Origin of the sequence: Pseudomonas sp. Z8(2022), assembly GCF_025837155.1 — a bacterium.
Taxonomy (GTDB): Bacteria; Pseudomonadota; Gammaproteobacteria; order Pseudomonadales; family Pseudomonadaceae; genus Aquipseudomonas.
The window spans coordinates 2513654-2533081 of record NZ_CP107549.1 but is presented as its reverse complement, the minus strand read 5'-3'; the positions used below and the strand labels follow the sequence as shown (position 1 = coordinate 2533081).

The following is a 19428-nucleotide window of genomic DNA, read 5'->3' as shown; positions in this document are numbered from 1 at the left end:
TCTCCTAGCGGATGATCTTGCGTTGTGCCATATGCTGTAGATAGCCGATCAGTTGCCCCAGTTCATCGGCACTGATGGTCTGCTCGCTGAAGCCGGGCATGCGCCCCTGCGGCCAGCGCCGCAGGCTCTGCGGGTCACGGATGTACTGGCGTAGGAAATCTTCCTTGAAGTATTCGGTCGGGTTGTGCGGGACGTTCAGGTCCGGGCCGAACTCGGCGTCGCCAGCGTCGTTGAGGCGGTGACAGGCCATGCAGTTCTTCTGATAGACGGCGAAGCCAGCCCGAATCTCTGCGCCGGCATCCGCTGCCGGTAGCAGGGCAGGGAAGCGCTGTTCCACCGGTGCCAGCTGGCGAATCCTGGCGACCTGATAGGGCCACTGCTCCGGACCGATCCGACTGGCGGCCGGGTCGGTCCAGACCAGGTAGAACGGCCCGGCGCTGGGTTTGCCGTTGGCCCGTGGCGGCCAGGGCTGTTGCGGATCTTCGATGGCCAGCCAGGCTTTGGCACCTTTATCAGCAATCAGGAGGGCGGCGGGCAGTTCTGCGGCAAAGCCGTCGAGAGCCACCGCCTGGATGTGGGCGTCGTCGGGCAGACCCTTCAGTAATGCGCTAACCGGCACGGCACGGTAATGCATCGTGCGGTTGTAGGTCACGTCAGCGGGGATCTCTATTTCCTGTGCCTGCGGATGGCTCAGCAACTCGCTGCTGCTCCAGGTGCGCTGGCTGCCGCTCAGCTGAATCTCCAGCTCGGCCGCCGTGGCCGTGCAGCTCATGGCGATCAGGGCAAACAACAGTGCTTTCACGTATTGATCTCCAGTGCTGGGTGGGCGCGCATTCTCCACACGCTGAAGGACGCGGCGAGTGCGCGCAGGGTAGCAGGTGCAGGGTGTGCCTGGCAGGAATTTAGAGAACCGATGAGTGAGGTTTCAGGCGCTCGTCAACACCGGTCATGATCGGCCTGAGAAGTCATTGTCGGAGCCCGCCGGGCAGTCTAGGATGCGGCCCTCATCATCAGGAGAGAAGTCGATGCTGGCCGAATTGTTTGCCGTTCTGGCACCTGTATTGATAGCGGCGGGCATCGGTTATGGCTGGGCACGCAGCGGTCGGCTCTATCCGACCGACTTCATCGCGCGCCTGGTGCTCAATGTGGGTACACCGTGCCTGGTGCTCTCGACGCTGAGCCGGGCCGAGCTGGATCTCGAGGCCTTTTCGGAAATGGCGCTGGCCTGCGTGCTGGTGACTGTCTCCATGGGGTTGGTGGGCTGGGCGCTGAGCCTACTGTTCAAGATCGACTGGAAGGTACTGGTACCGGCCTATCTGTTCGGCAACTCCGGCAACATGGGGCTGCCGATGGCGCTGTTCGCCTTCGGCGAGCCAGGACTGGCCCTGGCGGTAGCGTTCTTCCTGGTACTGTCGGTCGGGCATTTCAGCATCGGCATGCTGCTATCGGGGGCGGAACGTTCCGTCAAGGCCTTGCTGGTCAATCCGATCATGCTCAGCCTGGCACTGGTGCTGCCGGTGCTGTTTCTCGATTTCCAACTGCCGCGCTGGTTGGCCAACACCGTCGACCTGTTGGGTGGCATGACGATTCCGCTGATGCTGATCACCCTCGGCGTGTCGCTGGCGAGCATCCGCGTGCAGCACTTGGGCAGCGGCTTCGTCCTCGGTCTGCTGCGCATCCTCTGCGGTGCTGCTCTGGGCTGGCTGATCGGCTGGCTGCTGGGGATGCAGCCGCTGGCGCACGCGGTACTGGTGCTGCAGACCTCCATGCCGGTGGCGGTGTTCAACTACCTGTTTGCCGTACGCGCAGGTCGTTCGCCGGAGCAGGTCGCCAGTCTGGTGCTGTGTTCGACGCTGCTGGCGTTCGGGCTGATTCCGTTGCTGCTGGCGTGGTGGATACCCGCCCTGCGCTGAGCACGCTACGGCGTCGGCGCAGTGGCGGGTGCTGTAGTGTTCAACTGACCAGACGGGTCAGATTGGGAAGGATCAGGATGACCGCGGTGGCGAAAAGGATGACTCCAGCCTGGCGGTATTTCGGCTGTTTGAACATGGCTGCATGCCTTTTGTTGTTATAGGGGGCGTCAGGTCCTTGCCGTACTGTCTGGCAGGCCGCTGCCTGACGCCTGAACATGGTTTCTTTTTCGCTGCTCCGGCATGTCCCGGCAGCGACTACCCTGTGCCCGTTTGGTCGGGGTACAGGATTAACTCTAGGGCTGACATCAGTAGTCCTTAGATAACTTGGTTGCTAACGAATCACGGTTAGAACTTCACGCTATGCATGGCTTCTGGCCATCCCATAGCGGGGCTTGAGGCAGACACTCTCCCTGGGGATCAGCGCTTCCCTAGCCGCAAACGACCGTTCGTCTGAGCTCAGTGGTCAATGGCGCTGAGCGCTTCGGTCATTGAGCGCCCGCACCTCGGCGCTATGGTAGGCAGGCTCAATCTGAACATGCGTGGCTGGGGCAACCTGTTCCGCCAGCGCCGTATTAGTCTCCGAGGACGCCATGACCGAAGCATATATTTTCGACGCGGTGCGCACGCCCCGTGGCAAGGGCAAGAAGGACGGGTCGCTGTACAGCGTCAAGCCGGTGCAACTGGTGGCCGGGCTGCTGAATGCCCTGCACAAGCGTAACGACCTGGATACCAGTCAGGTGGACGATATCGTTCTCGGCTGTGTGACGCCGGTGGGCGACCAGGGCGCCGATATTGCCAAGACCGCGGCCATGGTCGCGGACTGGGACGTCAGCGTGGCCGGCGTGCAGCTCAACCGTTTCTGCGCTTCGGGGCTGGAAGCGGTGAACATCGGCGCGATGAAGGTGCGCTCCGGCTTCGAGGACCTGGTAGTGGTCGGCGGCGTCGAGTCCATGTCGCGTGTGCCCATGGGCTCGGACGGCGGCGCCTGGGTGATGGACCCGGAGACCAATATTCACTCCAATTTCGTGCCGCAGGGCATCGGTGCGGATCTGATCGCCACCCTCGAGGGCTTCAGCCGCGCGGACGTGGATGCCTTCGCCCTGCGTTCGCAGCAGAAGGCCGCGCGCGCCAGTGCCGATGGCTCCTTCGCCAAATCGCTGATTCCGGTGACCGACCAGAACGGCATCGTCATCCTCGATCATGACGAGTTCATCCGCGGCGACAGCACTCTTGAGGGCCTCGGCAAGCTCAAGCCAAGCTTCGAGATGATGGGCCAGATGGGCTTCGACGCCACCGCCTTGCGCGTGTACAGCCACGTCGAGCGCATCGACCACGTGCACACCCCGGGCAACAGCTCGGGCATCGTCGACGGCGCGGCGCTGATGCTGATCGGCTCCGAGGCCAAGGGCAAGGAGCTGGGCCTCAAGCCCCGTGCGCGAATCGTCGCCACCGCCGTGACCAGCACCGACCCGACCATCATGCTCACCGGCCCCGCGCCGGCCACCCGCAAGGCGCTGGCCAAGGCCGGTCTGAGCGTCGAGGACATCGACCTGTTCGAGGTCAACGAGGCGTTTGCCTCCGTCGTCATGAAGTTCATGAAGGACATGGGCGTTAGCGAGGACAAGGTCAACGTCAACGGCGGCTCCATCGCCATGGGCCACCCGCTGGGCGCCACCGGCTGCGCCATCCTCGGCACCCTGCTCGACGAACTGGAAAAACGCGACCTGCGTTACGGCCTGGCCACTCTCTGTGTAGGTGGCGGCATGGGTATCGCGACGATCATTGAAAGAGTTTGAGGCGGGGATAAGAAAAATGACTGACGCCATCCGTTACGAAAAGGGCCAGGACAATATCGTCGTCCTGACCATGGACATGCCCGGCCAGAGCGCCAACACCATGAACGCGGCCTACCGCGAGGCCATGGGCGCCACCGTGGCGCGCCTGGAAGCCGAGAAGGATTCCATCGCCGGGGTGATCATCACCTCCGCCAAGAAGACCTTCTTCGCCGGCGGCGACCTGAACGAGCTGATCAAGGTCACCAAGGCCGACGCCAAGCCGTTCTACGACATGATCCTCAACATCAAGGGCCAGCTGCGCCGCCTGGAGACCCTGGGCAAGCCGGTGGTCGCCGCGATCAACGGTGCTGCCCTGGGCGGTGGCTGGGAAATCTGCCTGGCCTGCCACCACCGCATCGCCCTGAACAGTTCCAGCGTGCAGCTGGGCCTGCCGGAAGTGACCCTCGGCCTGCTGCCGGGCGGTGGCGGCGTGGTGCGCATGGTGCGCCTGCTCGGCCTGGAGAAGGCCCTGCCGTATCTGGCCGAAGGCAAGAAGGTACGCCCGGACGCTGCGCTCAAGGCCGGCCTGATCCACGATCTCGCCGAGACTCCCGACGAGATGCTGGCCAAGGCCCGCGCCTGGATTCTCGCCAACCCCAACGCCGTGCAGCCGTGGGACGTGAAGGGCTACAAGATCCCCGGCGGCACCCCGAGCACTCCGGCCGTGGCGCAGATGCTGGCCATCGCCCCGAGCGTGCTGCGTGACAAGACCAAGGGCTGCTTCCCGGCGCCGGAGAAGATCATGTGCGCCGCCGTCGAGGGCGCCCAGGTCGACTTCGACACCGCGCAGATCATCGAGGCGCGCTACTTTACCGAGCTGACCTGCGGCCAGGTGGCGAAGAACATGATCGGCACCTTCTGGTTCCAGCTCAACGAGATCAATGCCGGCAGCTCGCGCCCGCAGGGCTTCCCGCAGTACGTGACCAGGAAGGTCGGCGTGCTCGGCGCCGGCATGATGGGCGCCGGCATCGCCTATGTGTCGGCCGCCGCCGGTATCGAGGTGGTGCTGAAAGACGTGTCCATCGAAGCGGCAGAGAAGGGCAAGGCCTATTCGGCCGGCCTGCTCGACAAGAAGGTCAGCCGTGGCCAGATGACCGCCGAGAAGCGCGATGCCTTCCTCGCCCGGATCAAGCCGACCGTCAGCGACGCCGACTTCGAAGGCTGCGACCTGATCATCGAAGCGGTGTTCGAGGATCGTGAGCTGAAAGGCCGCGTCACCGCTGCTGCCGAAGCCGCTGCGCTGCCCGATGCGGTGATCGCGTCCAACACCTCGACCTTGCCGATCACCGGCCTGGCCACCGCGGTGCAGAAGCAGGACAAGTTCATCGGCCTGCATTTCTTCAGCCCGGTCGACAAGATGCCGCTGGTGGAGATCATCCGCGGCGCCAGGACCAGCGATGAGACCCTGGCCCGTGGCTTCGACTACGTGCTGCAGATCAAGAAGACCCCGATCGTGGTCGAGGACAGCCGCGGCTTCTTCACCTCGCGGGTATTCGGCACCTTCACCAACGAAGGCATCGCCATGCTCGGCGAGGGCGTCAGCGCGGCGATGATCGAGACCGAAGCGCGCAAGGCCGGCATGCCGGTGGGCCCGCTGGCGATCAGCGACGAAGTGTCGATGAGCCTGATGGAGCATATCCGCCAGCAGACCATCAAGGACCTGGCCGCCGAGGGCAAGCAGGCGCCGCAGCACCCGGCCTTTGCCGTGATCGACCTGATGCTCAAGGAGTACAAGCGCCCGGGCAAGGCTGCCGGTGGCGGCTTCTACGACTACCCGGCGGCCGGCGCTCCGGCCGGTGGCAAGAAGCACCTCTGGCCGGAGCTCAAGGCCCGCTTCGAGAAGCCGGACGCGCAGATCTCCCAGGAAGACGTGCGCGACCGCCTACTGTTCATCCAGGCCATCGAGACCGTGCGCTGCCTGGAGGAGGGCGTGTTGAAGTCGGTTGCCGACGCCAACATCGGTTCGATCTTCGGCATCGGCTTTGCCGCCTGGACCGGCGGGGCGCTGCAGTTCATCAACCAGTACGGGGTGAAGGACTTCGTTGCCCGCGCCCAGTACCTGGCCGAGCAGTATGGCGAGCGCTTCCTGCCGCCGGCGCTGCTGCTGGAAAAAGCCGCCAAGGGCGAGATGTTCTGAACATCTTGGCTATGTCTCTGTAGCCAACTTCTGACGAGCAAAAGGAAACGGCCCGAAAGGGCCGTTTCCTTTTGCTGGCGCGGGTCAGTCGTCCAACTGGTCGCGGATTACCTGGCCACTCTTGCCGTCGATGCGGAATTCGTAGCGGCGGCCATCCTGTTTCAGGCCTTCGCCTTCCCAGTAGCCATCATCGTCGGCCTCGATCTTGTGCAGTTCGGTGTAACCGGCTGCGCGGGCCTTGCTCAGGGCTTCGTCGATGCTGATCCAGTCGCTGCCGGGGCGATCCGCCAGAGCATTACCGGCCAGTAACAAACCACCGGCGACCAGAGTGATCAGGTTGCGTGTACACATGGTCTGGTTCCTCTTTCCATTGAAGATGCGAGAAGAGTCTAGACCATCGCGCTGTCACGCCGCCTGGCACCACCCCTGGCGAATGCACACGGCTTCGTGGATCGCCAGCATCTCGCTGTGACGAGTCGGCATGCGCAGGGTCAGCATGCTGCCGTCATCGAGTTGCAGGGAGGCTTCGGTTTCGAATTGCAGGTCGCCATCCTGCAGATGAACGTAGGTGACGCCATAGGCGTCCTGGCTGAGTTGACTGTGCATGGGCGTTCTCCTGTGCTGGCGTCAGCTCGGACGTACGTCGCGGGCTGCGGCTGCAGCCTGCTCGGTACGAACCGGCGCAGAGGTCTGGAAGGCGGAGGCGGCGGCAAAACTGGCGAGTGCGGCGTAGATGCTCATGATCGATTTCCTTCTGTGTGTTGAGGGCGTCTGCCCGATGCGTCGATATTCATCGCGCGCTGGCAATCACAGAAGTGAATGGTGTGCATGGTAACTATCGAAGCGGCTGATGATGCTTCGATCCGACGCGCTGGTCTTTCTGTCTTGTCAAATTTAATTGACGACTGTTCATGGCGCCGCACAGCCCCAATGGCGTGCAAATATGTCTGAAAATAAGGCCTGGCTATTTCTTTGTGCAGATTCATGTGTTAAGTAAAACGCACAAATCACCCACCCTCCGTGTTCACCACAGGAAACCTCATGTCACTGCGTATTTGCATCCTGGAAACTGACATCCTCCGCCCTGAACTGGTCGACCAGTATCAGGGGTATGGCCGCATGTTCGAGCAGCTGTTCGCTCAACAGCCGGTGGCGGCGGAGTTCAGTGTCTACAACGTGGTGGAGGGGCATTACCCGCCTGACAGCGAGAAATTCGATGCCTACCTGATAACCGGCAGCAAGGCAGATTCCTTTGGCACTGAACCCTGGATTCAGACGCTCAAGGAGTACCTGCTGGAGCGCTACAAGCGCGGTGACAAGCTGCTGGGCATCTGCTTCGGTCATCAGTTGCTGGCGTTGCTGCTGGGTGGCAAGGCCGAGCGTGCCGAACAGGGCTGGGGTGTGGGCGTACACAGCTACCGTCTGGAGAACAAACCCGAGTGGATGACCCCGGCGCTGGACGAGCTGCAATTGCTGATCAGCCACCAGGATCAGGTCACCCGTCTGCCGGAAAAGGCCACGCTGCTGGCTTCCAGCGACTTCTGTCCGATTGGTGCCTACCACATCGAAGACCAGGTGCTGTGCTTCCAGGGCCATCCGGAGTTCGTTCACGACTATTCGCGTGCGTTGCTCGATCTGCGCCAGCAGCATCTCGGTGAGCAGATTTACCAGCAGGGCGTCGACAGCCTGAAACAGACGCAGCAAGGCAATGCCGTGGCAGAGTGGATGATGCGCTTCGTGGCGCAGGGTAAGGATGCCAAGGCCTGAGCCTGATTCGAGTGACAGGAAAGCCCGGTCAGCCGGGCTTTTTCATGTGTGTTCGACGAGTACGAAGCAGGGTGAGAGGCGTTCGCTTCGGTTCGGTGGCGGGCTGCTGCGCTGGCGCTTGAGGTTTTCTGCCAAGTCCAGGTGGTGGGCCAGTTTATGGCTGCATTCGATATTGCGCGCCACTGCACCGGCCGATCCTTTGCCGATGCCGCTGAGTGTCAGCAGGGTCGTTAGCAGAGACAGACTGACGAGCAGCAGCAGGCGGTGACGTTGGCTTCTGTTCATGGCCAGCCCTCAACTCAGCGCAAAGGCGCGTAGCAAGGCGGGCAAATGGTCGATCAGGCTGTGCAACGGGCCTGGTTGTGCGAAGGTCGGTGTCGCGGGCTGCAGGGTGGCATAACTGATGGCTAGCACCGTGGAGGTGCTGATCAGGTACAGGCCAATAGCGGCGAGAGCGCCGTTGCGGGCGGCTCGAGATAGGCGGGACATACTCTGTGCTCCAGGTCAGGCGGTGGTTGGGCACAGAATCGCGCAAGTCTTTTCGATTGAATAATGGATACTCTGCAGAGTAATTATCGATCGATTTGATGGTTGGCGCGGGCTGAGGTGTCGCTGAAGCTGTCAGCTTGCCGAGATGTCATGAAAAGGGCGCCTCACGGCGCCCTCTGTCATCGGTCACTCGGCCTTGGCCGCTTTGCCCGGCAGCAGGCCGTCGGCGCGGAACATCGCCTTGATGCCACGCAGGGCCTGACGGGTGCGGTCCTGGTTTTCGATCAGGGCGAAGCGTACATGGTCGTCACCATAATCGCCGAAGCCCAGACCGGGTGAAACGCAGACCTTGGCTTCGGCCAGCAGCTTCTTGGCGAACTCCAGCGAGCCGAGATGGGCATAGGCATCGGGAATCTTCGCCCAGACGTACATGGACGCCTTGGGTTTTTCCACCATCCAGCCGATCTCGTGCAGGCCCTTGACCAGCAGGTTGCGACGCTGACGGTACTGCTCGGCGATATCCAGCACGCACTGCTGGTCGCCTTCCAGAGCGGCGATGGCCGCCACCTGGAGCGGGGTGAAGGTGCCGTAGTCGTGGTAGCTCTTGATCCGCGCCAGAGCGCTGACCAGCTCCGGGTTGCCGACCATGAAGCCGATGCGCCAGCCGGCCATGTTGTAGCTCTTGGACAGGGTGAAGAATTCCACCGCGATGTCCTTGGCGCCCGGCACCTGCATGATCGACGGCGCCTTCCAGCCGTCATAGACGATGTCGGCATAGGCCAGGTCATGCACCACCAGCACGTCGTAGCGTTTGGCCAGGGCCACCACGCGCTCGAAAAAGTCCAGCTCCACACACTGCGCGGTGGGGTTGGAGGGGAAGCCAAGGATCATCATCTTCGGCTTCGGGATCGATTCGCGAATCGCGCGTTCCAGCTCGTTGAAGAAGTCCACGCCCGGCACCAGCGGCACGGAGCGCACCTGTGCACCGGCGATCACCGCGCCGTAGATATGGATGGGGTAGCTGGGGTTGGGCACCAGCACGGTATCGCCCTGGTCCAGGGTGGCCAGCATCAGGTGCGCCAGGCCTTCCTTGGAGCCGATGGTGACGATGGCTTCGCTTTCCGGATCGACCTCCACGTCGTAGCGGTCCTTGTACCAGCGCGAAATGGCGCGGCGCAGGCGGGGAATACCGCGGGAGGTGGAGTATCCGTGGGTGTCTTCACGCTGGGCGACCTGCACGAGCTTCTCGACGATGTGCGGCGGAGTCGCACCGTCCGGATTGCCCATGCTGAAGTCGATGATGTCCTCGCCGCGACGGCGCGCAGCCATCTTGAGTTCGGCGGTGATGTTGAAGACGTAGGGGGGGAGACGATCGATGCGCGCAAAACGGCGCTTGGCGTTGTCGGCCATGATTTCCTCGGATACGTAAGCGCCCGGAACCGTCCGAGCGACGTTGGCTGCTGCTGCAGCCAGGCGGCGACGATAAGCGCGCGCTGCCGCCTTGTCCAGTGCAGTTTGGCGCCGAAACAGCGGAGCAGTCAGCTCAACTGGCGCTTCAGGCGCAGCAGCAGCTCGGCCAGGGCGTGGACGTGCCGATCCTCGGTGCGCCAGGAGCTGAGGCTCAGGCGAAAGGCCGGGCGGCCCTGCCAGACGGTGGGGCCGAACCAGACCTCGCCGGAGTCTTGCGCTGCTTCGCGGATAGCCACTGTCTGCTCGTCCGAATCACCACGCACCAGGATCTGGTTGAGCACTACCCGGTTTAGCACCCGATAGCCGCCATTTCGCAGCGTTTCAGCCAGTTCGCCGGCCTGGCGGATATGCCGGTCGATCAGCTCGCGCAGGCCGTCGCGGCCGAGGCTGGCCAGCGCCGCCCAGATCGCCACGCCGCGGGCGCGACGGGAGAACTCCAGGGTCAGATTCTTCTGCGCGTCGCGGCTGGCGGTGGCGTAGGCCGCGTCGCTGTTCATCGCCGCGGCCAGGGCGTCGGCATCGCGGCAGATGGCCATGGCGCTGTCGTAGGGGGTGTTCAGCCACTTGTGGCCGTCGGTGGTCCAGCTGTCGGCCAGTTCCACTCCGGCGGCCAGGTGCGCCGAGGACGAGGCCCGTGCCCACAGACCGAAGGCGCCGTCGACGTGGACCCAGGCGCCGGCGGCACGGGCGGCGGGGATCAGTTCGGCAAAGCGGTCGAACTCGCCGGTGTTGACCTCGCCGGCCTGGAGGATCATCAGCAGGGTGCGCTCGTCCAGCGCCGGCAGGCGCGCCGGGTCGATGCGGCCGTGCTCGTCGACCGGCGCGTAGTGCAGGCGGTTCATGCCGAAGCCGAGCACGCGCAGGGCCTTCTTCACCGTGATGTGGGCAGTCTCGGAGAGCACCACGCGAATCTCCGGGGCGCCAAGCAGACCGTCGTTGTCGAAGTCCCAGCCCTGGCGCGCCAGCAGGGTGCGCCGGGCGGCGGACAGACAGGCCAGGGTGCAGGCGGTGGCGCTGGTGCCGAAGCCGACGGCGCTGTCGGTCGGCAGGCCCAGGGCCTCGCAGACCCAGCGCCCGGCGACCTTCTCCATGCGGTCGGCGACCGGCGAGTTGTCGAACGACGAGGCACACTGGTCCCAGGCCAGCACCAGGCGTTCGGCGGCTGCGGCGGCGGGCAGGGTGGCGCCGATGACGAAACCGAAGTAGCGCGGGCCATTGCTGGTCACGGTGGCCGGCGAGCCGATCTCGTCGAGCTCGCGCAGCACCTGTTCGGCGGCCCGGCCATGTTCCGGCAGCGGCTGGCCGAAGGTGGCGAGGGCGGCAGCATCGGGGAACACCCGGCGCTCGCCGCTGGCGTCGAAATAGGCGAGGGCGCGTTGGTCGGCTTCGGCCAGCAGGTTGCGTTCGTTCATGGCCTGGTACTCGGCAGGGGATGGTGCTGTCTAAGCTAGCCGAGTGGGCAACGGTGCCGGCAGATACAGGCGTAAACGGACTTGGACATAACAGTGCTCATGCAGACCTGTCATGCAGCAGTACAGTTGCGCTTGCGGGCGGTACAGGCGCACCGCCCGCGACGTCTCAGCCGCCCAGCATGTCGTGCATGGCGATGATCTGCTCGGCCACCTGGATCAGCTTCTGCTGCCGGCTCATGGCCTGGCGGCGCATCAGGGTATAGGCCTCTTCCTCGTTGCAGCTCTTCATCTTCATCAGCAGGCCCTTGGCCAGCTCGATGCGCTTGCGTTCGGCCAGCTGCGCGTCGCGGGCCTGCAACTGCGCGCGCAGAGCCTGATCACTCTCGAAGCGGGCCATGGCCACGTCGAGGATCGGCTGTAGACGCTGGGCATGGATGCCTTCGACGATATAGGCACTGACCCCGCTTCGGATCGCCTGGCGCATCACGCCGGGGTCGTGCTCGTCGGTGAACATCACGATAGGCCGTGGCTGGTCGCGGCTGACCAATACCACCTGCTCCATGACGTCGCGGCCGGGCGATTCGGTGTCGATCAGGATCACGTCGGGGCGTACTGCCTCGACGCGTTCGGGCAGGTCGATGGTCAGACCTGATTCATCAATCACCTCGAAGCCGGCCTCGGTCAGCGCGCTTTTCAGGCGACCGACCTTCTTTGGGGTGTCGTTGATCAGCAGGATACGCAGCATCGATGGCTCTCCCGGCTATTACAGGGCGATAGCCGGGCTTTCGGCCAGGGCGTGCAGGCGGAAGCTGCGGGCATAGGCTGCCGGGTCGCTGCCGTCCCAGCAACTGCCGTCCTGCAGGATGGAGCTGCGCATTTCGCCCGGTACGGCGATGTCCAGAGCTGTTGCCGCCTCCCGATACAGCGCCAGTTGCTGAACCTGGCGCGCCACTGCCAGGTAGTCAGGGTCGCTGCGCAGCAGGCCCCAGCGGCGGAACTGGGTCATGAACCACATGCCATCGGACAGATAGGGCTGGTTGACCAGGCCGCCCGCATGAAAACGCAGCGGGTGCTCGTCCTGCCAGGCGTTGCCCAGGCCGTCCTGGTACTGCCCGAGAAAGCGCGGGGTGATTGCCGATAGCGGGGCGTCGACATAGTCGCTGCCACTGAGCAACTGAGCCGTGCTGCGTTTGTTTTCTTCGCTTGCGTCAATGAAACGGGACGCTTCGAGCACCGCCATGATCAGGGCTCGCGCAGTATTGGGGTGCTGCTCGACGAAGGCACGGGTGCAACCCAGCACCTTTTCCGGGTGATCCGGCCAGATCGCCTGGATGGTGGTCAGGGTGCAGCCGAGCTGCTCATCGACTGCCTTGGCGGTCCAGGGCTCGCCGACGCAGAAACCATCGATGCGTTCGGCTTTCAGGTGTTCGACCATCTGCGGTGGCGGGACTACCACGCTGTCGACGTCGCGCAAGGGGTGAATGCCCTGGCTGGCCAGCCAGTAATAAAGCCACATGGCATGAGTGCCGGTGGGGAAGGTCTGGGCGAAGGTCAGGCGTGCCTCATGTTGGTGCGCGTGCTGACGCAGTGCTTCGCCGCTGGTCACGCCAGCCGCCTGCAGCGAATGCGAGAGGTTGATGCTCTGACCGTTCTGATTCAGCCCCATGAGCACGGCCATGTCGGTAGGCGAGCCGACGCCGAGGCCCAGTTGCACGCCGTAGATCAGTCCATAGAGGCAGTGCGCGGCATCCAGTTCGCCACTGAGCAGACGATCACGCAGGCCGGCCCACGAGCTTTGCCGGTGCAGCCTGATGCTGAGTCCGTACTTCTCGGCGAAGCCCTGAGTGGCGGCGACGATCACCGAGGCGGAGTCGCTGAGGGCCATGAAGCCGATGTTCAGCACGCTCTTCTCCGGGGCGCTGCTGCCCCAGGCCCAGGTCAGGGCGTCGTCGCGAGGGATGTCGTGTTCGCTCATGGCGCTTTCCTTAATGTCACGCAAAACGCTGCTTGGCCGTCTGCGGCCCATAAAAAACGTCGCACTGGATCCGGGGCCGAATGTGCCCGAATCGAGTGCGACGCCGTTGTCGCTGAGGCCGGCTCCGTCGATGGAGAGGCCGCTTGCCTGTGACGAAAGCAAGGCATATGCCACAAGGCAAGGATCAGTGACGAGAGGCTTGGGCGCCGCAGCGCCGACGCATAAAAAAGCCCCGCACTGGGCGGGGCTTTTTGCATCACACTAGGATCAGGCCTGAACGACCGGGATCTTGGCGTTGGCCGCAGCTTCGCGGAAGTCGGCGATCTGGTCGAAGCTCAGGTAGCGGTAGATGTCGCCAGCCATACTGTCGATATCCTTCGCGTAGGCCATGTACTCCTCGACGGTCGGCAGTTTGCCGAGGATCGAAGCGACCGCAGCCAGTTCCGCAGAGGCCAGGTACACGTTGGCACCATCGCCCAGACGGTTCGGGAAGTTACGGGTCGAGGTCGAGACCACGGTGGAGTTGGCAGCAACGCGAGCCTGGTTACCCATGCACAGCGAGCAGCCCGGCATTTCCATGCGTGCACCGGCCTTGCCGTAGATGCCGTAGTAGCCTTCCTCGGTCAGCTGGTGAGCATCCATCTTGGTCGGCGGCGAGAGCCACAGACGAGTCGGGATACCGCCCTTGACCTTGTCCAGCAGTTTGCCGGCAGCGCGGAAGTGACCGATGTTGGTCATGCACGAACCGATGAACACTTCGTCGATCTTGTCGCCGGCCACGGTGGACAGCAGACGGGCATCGTCCGGGTCGTTCGGGGCGCACAGCACCGGCTCGTTGAGCTGGTTCAGGTCGATTTCGATGATTTCGGCGTACTCGGCGTCCTTGTCGGCTTCCATCAGTACCGGGTTGGCCAGCCAGGCTTCCATCGCCTGGGCACGACGCTCCAGGGTACGGGCATCGCCGTAGCCTTCGCTGATCATCCAGCGCAGCAGGGTGATGTTGGACTTCAGGTACTCGGCGATGGCAGCTTCCGGCAGCTTGATGGTGCAACCGGCAGCCGAACGCTCGGCGGAGGCGTCGGACAGTTCGAAAGCCTGCTCGACGGTCAGGTTGTCCAGACCTTCGATCTCGAGAATGCGGCCGGAGAAGATGTTCTTCTTGCCTTTCTTCTCGACGGTCAACAGACCCTTCTGGATGGCGTAGTAGGGGATGGCATGGACCAGGTCACGCAGGGTGATACCCGGTTGCATCTTGCCCTTGAAGCGCACCAGAACCGATTCCGGCATGTCCAGCGGCATGACGCCGGTGGCTGCGGCGAAGGCTACCAGGCCGGAACCGGCCGGGAAGGAAATGCCGATCGGGAAGCGGGTGTGCGAGTCGCCGCCGGTGCCGACGGTGTCAGGCAGCAGCATGCGGTTCAGCCAGCTGTGGATGATGCCGTCGCCCGGACGCAGGGATACGCCGCCACGGGTGCGGATGAAATCCGGCAGGGTGTGGTGGGTGGTAACGTCGATCGGCTTCGGATAGGCGGCGGTGTGGCAGAAGGACTGCATCACCAGGTCAGCGGAGAAGCCCAGGCAAGCCAGATCTTTCAGCTCGTCACGGGTCATCGGGCCGGTGGTGTCCTGGGAGCCGACGGTGGTCATCTTCGGTTCGCAGTAGGTGCCCGGACGGACGCCTTCTACGCCGCAGGCCTTGCCGACCATCTTCTGCGCCAGGGTGAAGCCCTTGCCGCTGTCAGCCGGCTGCTCCGGCTTCTTGAACAGGTCGGAGGAGCCCAGACCCAGTTCGGCACGCGCCTTCTCGGTCAGGCCGCGGCCGACGATCAGCGGGATACGGCCGCCAGCGCGGACTTCGTCGAGCAGCACCGGGGTCTTCAGTTCGAAGGTGGTGATGACTTCGTCGGTGCCGTGCTTGCAGACCTTGCCGGCGTACGGGTAGACGTCGATCACGTCGCCCATGTTGATGTTCGATACGTCGAACTCGATCGGCAGGGCGCCGGCGTCTTCCATGGTGTTGTAGAAGATCGGGGCGATCTTGCTGCCGAAGCAGAAGCCGCCAGCGCGCTTGTTCGGAACGTAGGGGATGTCGTCACCGAAGAACCACAGCACCGAGTTGGTGGCAGACTTGCGGGAAGAGCCGGTACCGACCACGTCACCGACGTAGGCGACCGGGAAGCCCTTGGCCTTGATCTCTTCGATCTGCTTCAGCGGGCCAACGACGCCTTGTTGCTCCGGCACGATACCGTCGCGGGCCATTTTCAGCATGGCCAGGGCGTGCAGCGGGATGTCGGGGCGCGACCAGGCGTCCGGGGCAGGGGACAGGTCGTCGGTGTTGGTTTCGCCAGGCACCTTGAATACAGCCAGGCTGTATTTCTCGGCGATGGCCGGCTTGGCGGTGAACCACTCGCCATCGGCCCAGGACTGCAGCACGGCCTTGGCGTTGGCATTGCCGGCCTTGGCTTTCTCGGCGACGTCGTGGAAGGCGTCGAACATCAGCAGGGTGTGCTTGAGCTGCTCGGCGGCGACGGTGCCCAGGGTGGCATCTTCCAGCAGTTCCACCAGAGTGGCGATGTTGTAGCCGCCCTGCATGGTGCCCAGCAGTTCAACGGCGCGCTGCTTGCTGATCAGAGGGGAAGTGGCTTCGCCCTTGGCAACGGCAGAGAGGAAACCGGCCTTGACGTAGGCGGCTTCGTCCACGCCTGGCGGTACGCGGTTGGTGATCAGGTCTACGAGGAATTCTTCTTCGCCAGCCGGCGGGTTCTTCAGCAGCTCGACCAGGCCTGCGGTTTGTTCGGCGTTCAGCGGCTGGGGCACGATACCCTGAGCGGCACGCTCTGCTACGTGTTTGCGATAGGCTTCAAGCACAGTTATTACCCTCATCAGTGGTCCCAAAGGGTTGTCCGGGACGCGATCCAGAAACTCACGCACCAGGCGCTTTCCGGCTTTATGGGCCGATCAGCCGAGGTTTCATGAGTCTCTTGTAGAAGCTGCTTTCAAAGTTTTACGCCGGCAGGACGGTTTCGGATGAGGGCTGACGCAGACGTTCGGGGGGACTCCGAGTGGCTGCGCCGCCATCCGTACTGCAGGATCGACTGTGCTCGTGACGCTTTGAAAACAGCTTCCAACGGACATTGGCGCCGTAAAAGGCGGGCCGATTCTACTGGAAAGCACGGATAAAGTTAAGCCGATCTCCCTGTGTTGGCAGGGGTGATCTGGATTAGACAAAGGGCTAAGATGCCAGGCCGTTTTGCTGTTTATGTTGTTTCGCCATGTCCAATCAGCGCATCAAGACGCCCTGCGTGGGGCTGTGTTCGACCGTCTACGGCGATGTCGTGTGCCGCGGTTGCAAGCGCTTTCACCACGAGGTGATCAACTGGAACAGCTACAACGATGACGAGAAACGCGCCGTCTGGACGCGCCTGGAAGTGCTGTTGGTGCAGGTGATGACGGCCAAGCTCGAGGTATTCGACGAACAGCGCCTGCGCGGTCAGCTGGAGCAGCGACAGATCCGCTTCGTGCCGCAGCAGTCACCTTATTGCTGGGCCTACCAGTTGATCGCGCGGGGCGCCCGCATGATCAACCAGCTGGAGGCCTACGGCATGGTGTTGCTGCCGGAGTTCCGCAACTGGGCGCTACCCGAGCTGCGCGATGCCATCGACAGAGAGTTCTTCCTGCTCTCCGAGGCACACTACGAGCGCTATATCGCGCCGAAGTTTCTGCGGGAAGGCCTGGAGCTACGGGTCTAGTCCGGCCCGGAGGGAAAGAAAAATGCCGCTCATGCAGAGCGGCATTTTCGTTTCGGGAGCTGGCTCAGCGTTGCGCCACCAGCTCTTCGAGGTGGGCGATGATCTCGTCAGGCTTGAGCACCAGCACGTCACTTTCCAGTGCGTCGAGTACGATCTCGGCGGTATTGCCGATCAGCGCGCCGGAGAGCCCGGTGCGGGCAACGGTGCCGATTACCGTGACGGCGGCATCGAGTTGGCGGGCCACTTGCGGAATCACCACGTCGGCAGGGCCTTCGAGCACATGCAGACGCTCGTCGCTGATGTCGTATTCGGCCTGGAAGCTGCGGCACTGCTCACGGTAGCGCGCCTCGATGGTTTCCTTGAGCTGGAAGGTCGGGTCGGCTGCCGACAGCATCGGCGTCGGATGTGCGGTGGTCACGTGCAGCGTGCCCTTGGCCAGGCCCGCGATATCGTAGCCGTGGCTGATGATGCCGGCGTGCAGGGTGCGGTGTTCGCCGTCGGCGTTACCCACGTCCACGGCGGCGAGGATATTGCCACCGGTCCACGGACGATCGGTCTTGACCATCAGCACGGGCCCCGGGCAGTAGCGCAGCAACTTCCAGTCCTCGGGGGTGAGGATGGCCTTCTTCAGCGGGTTGTCCGGCAGGTGCTGCTTGATCACCAGGCCACAGCCCTCGGCCTGCTGTACGCTGATGATGGTCTGGTGCGGATTGTCGTGCCAGGCCTGCTGGTTGGAAGCGCTGAAGCCTTCTTCAGCAAGGCTGCTGCTGAGATCGTTGAGCCAGGCGCTGTGATCGCCTTTCTTGTCACACACCAGCAGGTGCAGATGCGACTGGGTGACTCCAGCTATCAGTTTTGCCCGCTTCAGAGCGAGGCCTTCGGGGTGCTGGGGTTCCATCACCACCAGAATGCTACGGATCGCTTGCATGGTCGTTTCCCTGAGTGTGAATGGCGCATGTCCAACTATAGGTACTTCGTGACCAGCAGCTTCTTGACCTGTATCAACGGCGTGCTGGTCGTCCGGCCTGCCACTCGTATAATGGCCCGCCATTTTCAACCTCGCCAGCACCGTGAGCGCTTCAAATATGATGTCAAATGTCCAGCATGTTCCGAGTAGTGGTGAGGAACCTGTAACGATCCTTCAGGAAATTCTCGAGTTTCTTGGCGGAGTCGCCACCCCCGAGGCCTGGCTGGAAGAGGCCCTGCGTCAGCAGGAGATCCTCCTGCTCGATCACCGCAACCTGGAATACAAGGCGGCACAGACCGCCCTGAGCCTGATGGGGCGCTACCTGACCAGGACCGAATTGACCGCGAGAATGTCGCGTTTGGCCCGTGAGGAACTGGTGCACTTCGAGCAGGTGAGCAAGATCATCCGCGGACGCGGCATCGAGGTGCGCCATGTTTCCGCGTCGCGTTATGCCGCGGGGTTGCGGGCGTTGCTGCGCAGTGGCGAAGTGGAGCGGCTGGTGGACGTGCTGGTGGTGGGAGCCTTTATCGAGGCGCGCTCCTGCGAGCGCTTCGCCGCGCTGGTGCCGCGTCTGGATGCAGAACTGGCCAAGTTCTACGCGGGATTGCTGGAGAGCGAAGGGCGCCACTACCGGGGCTATCTCAAGCTCGCCTACCTGTATGGCGATGCGGCCGACGTGGACGCACGTATCGAGGTGGTACGTGCAGTGGAGCAGGAACTGATCACCTCGCCGGATGAGCAGTTCCGTTTCCATAGTGGTGTGCCCATAGAAAGCAGCCGCGAAGCGGCCATCTGATGGCCTCTCCCATTTATGGGAGAGGGTGCCCGAAGGGCGGGAGAGGGCGTTGCAGCCTCCGCCGTCGCCCTCTCCCCCAGCCCCTCTCCCGCAAGCGGGAGAGGGGAGCAGAGCCCTTCGGTCGTAGCCCGGATGAAATCCGGGGAGCAATTTCGAAGATCGCCCCGGATTTCATCCGGGCTACGGTCAGGCCGGCGTCAACTCGAACGGCGCCTGATTGAAGCCTGCTTCATCGACCTGCAGCGCCCAGCCCTGGCGATCCCAGTCCCCCAGCACGATACGGCGTGCCGCTTGGCCGCCCACGTTCAGCTCATGCACCGCTGGGCGATGGGTATGCCCGTGGATCAAGGTGCGCACGCCATGCTCGGCCATCACCCGGACCACTTCCTCCGGGGTGACATCGACGATATCGCTGGCTTTCATCCGCGTCTGTGCGCGGCTTTCGTTACGCAGCTTGCGCGCCAGTCTCTGCCGGATGGCGAGCGGCAGACTGCGCAGAATCAGCAGCGACAGCGGGTTGCGCAACCAGCGGCGCAGCTTCATGTAGCCGACATCGAGGGTACACAGGCTGTCGCCGTGCATCAGCAGCACCGGCTCGCCGCCCATCTGTACCTTGTGTGGGTCGCTCAGCAGGGTGCAGCCAGCCTCGCGGCAGAACGACTTGCCGATAAGGAAGTCGCGATTGCCGTGCATCAGATGGATGCGGGTGCCGGCATCGCTCAGCTCGCGCAGGGCACGGGCGATCTCATGCTGGAAAGGCGTCATGCCGTCATCGCCGATCCAGACCTCGAAGAAGTCGCCGAGGATGTAAAGCGACTCGGCCTGGCGTGCACGACTGGCGAGAAAATGCAGAAACGCCCGGGTGATGTCCGGGCGTTTCTCTTCCAGATGCAGATCGGAGATCAGCAGGATCATCGA

General features: G+C 63.3%; 19 protein-coding genes. 6 read left to right on the top strand and 13 right to left on the bottom strand.

Going from position 1 to position 19428, the window contains the following annotated elements; genetic code table 11:
* Positions 1-4: 4 nt before the first annotated feature.
* Positions 5-772 carry a cytochrome c gene (locus OEG79_RS12010; protein WP_264148716.1) on the bottom strand — a complete coding sequence of 256 codons (768 nt, stop codon included), beginning with the start codon at positions 770-772 and terminating at the stop codon, positions 5-7.
* Between the two features lie 253 nt (positions 773-1025).
* Between OEG79_RS12010 and OEG79_RS12005 the strand changes: the two genes are divergently transcribed.
* The 3 genes from OEG79_RS12005 to OEG79_RS11995 all read left to right on the top strand — a co-directional run bounded on the left by OEG79_RS12005 (position 1026) and on the right by OEG79_RS11995 (position 5885).
* Positions 1026-1913, top strand: a complete 888-nt coding sequence (locus tag OEG79_RS12005; RefSeq protein ID WP_264145245.1) for an AEC family transporter — start codon at positions 1026-1028, stop codon at positions 1911-1913.
* A gap of 590 nt (positions 1914-2503) precedes the next feature.
* Positions 2504-3709 (top strand): acetyl-CoA C-acetyltransferase, encoded by a 1206-nt coding sequence (locus tag OEG79_RS12000; protein WP_264145244.1) that lies wholly within the window; start codon positions 2504-2506, stop codon positions 3707-3709.
* Between the two features lie 16 nt (positions 3710-3725).
* Positions 3726-5885 carry a 3-hydroxyacyl-CoA dehydrogenase NAD-binding domain-containing protein gene (locus tag OEG79_RS11995; protein WP_264145243.1) on the top strand — a complete coding sequence of 720 codons (2160 nt, stop codon included), beginning with the start codon at positions 3726-3728 and terminating at the stop codon, positions 5883-5885.
* Between the two features lie 84 nt (positions 5886-5969).
* Here OEG79_RS11995 and OEG79_RS11990 read toward each other — a convergent pair whose 3' ends face one another.
* The 3 genes from OEG79_RS11990 to OEG79_RS21205 are packed head-to-tail and all read right to left on the bottom strand — an operon-like array spanning position 5970 to position 6626.
* Positions 5970-6236 carry a PepSY domain-containing protein gene (locus OEG79_RS11990; protein ID WP_264145242.1) on the bottom strand — a complete coding sequence of 89 codons (267 nt, stop codon included), beginning with the start codon at positions 6234-6236 and terminating at the stop codon, positions 5970-5972.
* 54 nt (positions 6237-6290) lie between these two features.
* The gene (gene ptrC, locus OEG79_RS11985) at positions 6291-6491 is read right to left on the bottom strand and encodes a type III secretion system co-regulatory protein PtrC (protein WP_264145241.1); all 201 of its coding nucleotides are present in this window, start codon (positions 6489-6491) and stop codon (positions 6291-6293) included.
* Positions 6492-6512: 21 nt separating this feature from the next.
* The gene (locus OEG79_RS21205) at positions 6513-6626 is read right to left on the bottom strand and encodes a PA2485 family small membrane protein (RefSeq protein ID WP_276489171.1); all 114 of its coding nucleotides are present in this window, start codon (positions 6624-6626) and stop codon (positions 6513-6515) included.
* 300 nt (positions 6627-6926) lie between these two features.
* Between OEG79_RS21205 and OEG79_RS11980 the strand changes: the two genes are divergently transcribed.
* On the top strand, positions 6927-7652 hold the full coding sequence (locus tag OEG79_RS11980; protein ID WP_264145240.1) for an amidotransferase: 726 nt from the start codon (positions 6927-6929) through the stop codon (positions 7650-7652).
* Between the two features lie 42 nt (positions 7653-7694).
* Here the strand turns inward: OEG79_RS11980 and OEG79_RS11975 are convergent, their stop codons facing one another.
* From OEG79_RS11975 to acnB, 7 genes are all read right to left on the bottom strand, one after another.
* Positions 7695-7937 (bottom strand): hypothetical protein, encoded by a 243-nt coding sequence (locus tag OEG79_RS11975; RefSeq protein ID WP_264145239.1) that lies wholly within the window; start codon positions 7935-7937, stop codon positions 7695-7697.
* 9 nt (positions 7938-7946) lie between these two features.
* Positions 7947-8141, bottom strand: a complete 195-nt coding sequence (locus OEG79_RS11970) for a hypothetical protein (protein WP_264145238.1) — start codon at positions 8139-8141, stop codon at positions 7947-7949.
* Between the two features lie 186 nt (positions 8142-8327).
* On the bottom strand, positions 8328-9551 hold the full coding sequence (gene alaC / locus OEG79_RS11965) for an alanine transaminase (protein WP_264145237.1): 1224 nt from the start codon (positions 9549-9551) through the stop codon (positions 8328-8330).
* Positions 9552-9679: 128 nt separating this feature from the next.
* The gene (locus OEG79_RS11960; protein ID WP_264145236.1) at positions 9680-11023 is read right to left on the bottom strand and encodes a pyridoxal phosphate-dependent decarboxylase family protein; all 1344 of its coding nucleotides are present in this window, start codon (positions 11021-11023) and stop codon (positions 9680-9682) included.
* Between the two features lie 166 nt (positions 11024-11189).
* A complete protein-coding gene (locus OEG79_RS11955; RefSeq protein WP_264145235.1) occupies positions 11190-11768 on the bottom strand; it encodes an ANTAR domain-containing response regulator in 579 nt (192 codons plus the stop codon).
* Between the two features lie 18 nt (positions 11769-11786).
* Complete coding sequence (locus OEG79_RS11950; protein WP_264145234.1) at positions 11787-12998, bottom strand: CmpA/NrtA family ABC transporter substrate-binding protein; 1212 nt, start codon at positions 12996-12998, stop codon at positions 11787-11789.
* Between the two features lie 267 nt (positions 12999-13265).
* Positions 13266-15866 carry a bifunctional aconitate hydratase 2/2-methylisocitrate dehydratase gene (acnB, locus tag OEG79_RS11945; protein ID WP_264148715.1) on the bottom strand — a complete coding sequence of 867 codons (2601 nt, stop codon included), beginning with the start codon at positions 15864-15866 and terminating at the stop codon, positions 13266-13268.
* 404 nt (positions 15867-16270) lie between these two features.
* Here acnB and OEG79_RS11940 point away from each other — a divergent pair, with 404 nt between their 5' ends.
* Entirely contained in the window at positions 16271-16747 is a 477-nt protein-coding gene (locus OEG79_RS11940) for a DUF1289 domain-containing protein (RefSeq protein ID WP_264145233.1), read from the top strand.
* A gap of 64 nt (positions 16748-16811) precedes the next feature.
* On the opposite strand, the gene OEG79_RS11935 is transcribed toward OEG79_RS11940, so the two are convergent.
* Positions 16812-17675, bottom strand: a complete 864-nt coding sequence (locus tag OEG79_RS11935) for a universal stress protein (RefSeq protein WP_264145232.1) — start codon at positions 17673-17675, stop codon at positions 16812-16814.
* Positions 17676-17832: 157 nt separating this feature from the next.
* Here OEG79_RS11935 and OEG79_RS11930 point away from each other — a divergent pair, with 157 nt between their 5' ends.
* Entirely contained in the window at positions 17833-18510 is a 678-nt protein-coding gene (locus tag OEG79_RS11930; protein WP_264145231.1) for a tRNA-(ms[2]io[6]A)-hydroxylase, read from the top strand.
* Between the two features lie 186 nt (positions 18511-18696).
* Here OEG79_RS11930 and lpxH read toward each other — a convergent pair whose 3' ends face one another.
* Positions 18697-19425 carry a UDP-2,3-diacylglucosamine diphosphatase gene (lpxH, locus tag OEG79_RS11925; protein WP_264145230.1) on the bottom strand — a complete coding sequence of 243 codons (729 nt, stop codon included), beginning with the start codon at positions 19423-19425 and terminating at the stop codon, positions 18697-18699.
* Positions 19426-19428 lie beyond the last annotated feature (3 nt).

Excerpts from the sequence above, each read along its gene's own strand:
- OEG79_RS11960 (WP_264145236.1), bottom strand. The coding sequence starts at position 11,023 with ATGAACGAACGCAACCTGCTGGCCGAAGCCGACCAACGCGCCCTCGCC.
- OEG79_RS12005 (WP_264145245.1), top strand. The coding sequence starts at position 1,026 with ATGCTGGCCGAATTGTTTGCCGTTCTGGCACCTGTATTGATAGCGGCG.
- OEG79_RS12000 (WP_264145244.1), top strand. The coding sequence starts at position 2,504 with ATGACCGAAGCATATATTTTCGACGCGGTGCGCACGCCCCGTGGCAAG.
- OEG79_RS12010 (WP_264148716.1), bottom strand. The coding sequence starts at position 772 with ATGAGCTGCACGGCCACGGCGGCCGAGCTGGAGATTCAGCTGAGCGGC.
- OEG79_RS11970 (WP_264145238.1), bottom strand. The coding sequence starts at position 8,141 with ATGTCCCGCCTATCTCGAGCCGCCCGCAACGGCGCTCTCGCCGCTATT.
- ptrC (WP_264145241.1), bottom strand. The coding sequence starts at position 6,491 with ATGCACAGTCAACTCAGCCAGGACGCCTATGGCGTCACCTACGTTCAT.
- lpxH (WP_264145230.1), bottom strand. The coding sequence starts at position 19,425 with ATGATCCTGCTGATCTCCGATCTGCATCTGGAAGAGAAACGCCCGGAC.
- OEG79_RS21205 (WP_276489171.1), bottom strand. The coding sequence starts at position 6,626 with ATGAGCATCTACGCCGCACTCGCCAGTTTTGCCGCCGCCTCCGCCTTC.
- OEG79_RS11975 (WP_264145239.1), bottom strand. The coding sequence starts at position 7,937 with ATGAACAGAAGCCAACGTCACCGCCTGCTGCTGCTCGTCAGTCTGTCT.
- OEG79_RS11940 (WP_264145233.1), top strand. The coding sequence starts at position 16,271 with ATGTCCAATCAGCGCATCAAGACGCCCTGCGTGGGGCTGTGTTCGACC.
- OEG79_RS11950 (WP_264145234.1), bottom strand. The coding sequence starts at position 12,998 with ATGAGCGAACACGACATCCCTCGCGACGACGCCCTGACCTGGGCCTGG.
- OEG79_RS11930 (WP_264145231.1), top strand. The coding sequence starts at position 17,833 with ATGATGTCAAATGTCCAGCATGTTCCGAGTAGTGGTGAGGAACCTGTA.
- OEG79_RS11955 (WP_264145235.1), bottom strand. The coding sequence starts at position 11,768 with ATGCTGCGTATCCTGCTGATCAACGACACCCCAAAGAAGGTCGGTCGC.
- OEG79_RS11980 (WP_264145240.1), top strand. The coding sequence starts at position 6,927 with ATGTCACTGCGTATTTGCATCCTGGAAACTGACATCCTCCGCCCTGAA.
- alaC (WP_264145237.1), bottom strand. The coding sequence starts at position 9,551 with ATGGCCGACAACGCCAAGCGCCGTTTTGCGCGCATCGATCGTCTCCCC.
- OEG79_RS11995 (WP_264145243.1), top strand. The coding sequence starts at position 3,726 with ATGACTGACGCCATCCGTTACGAAAAGGGCCAGGACAATATCGTCGTC.
- OEG79_RS11990 (WP_264145242.1), bottom strand. The coding sequence starts at position 6,236 with ATGTGTACACGCAACCTGATCACTCTGGTCGCCGGTGGTTTGTTACTG.
- OEG79_RS11935 (WP_264145232.1), bottom strand. The coding sequence starts at position 17,675 with ATGCAAGCGATCCGTAGCATTCTGGTGGTGATGGAACCCCAGCACCCC.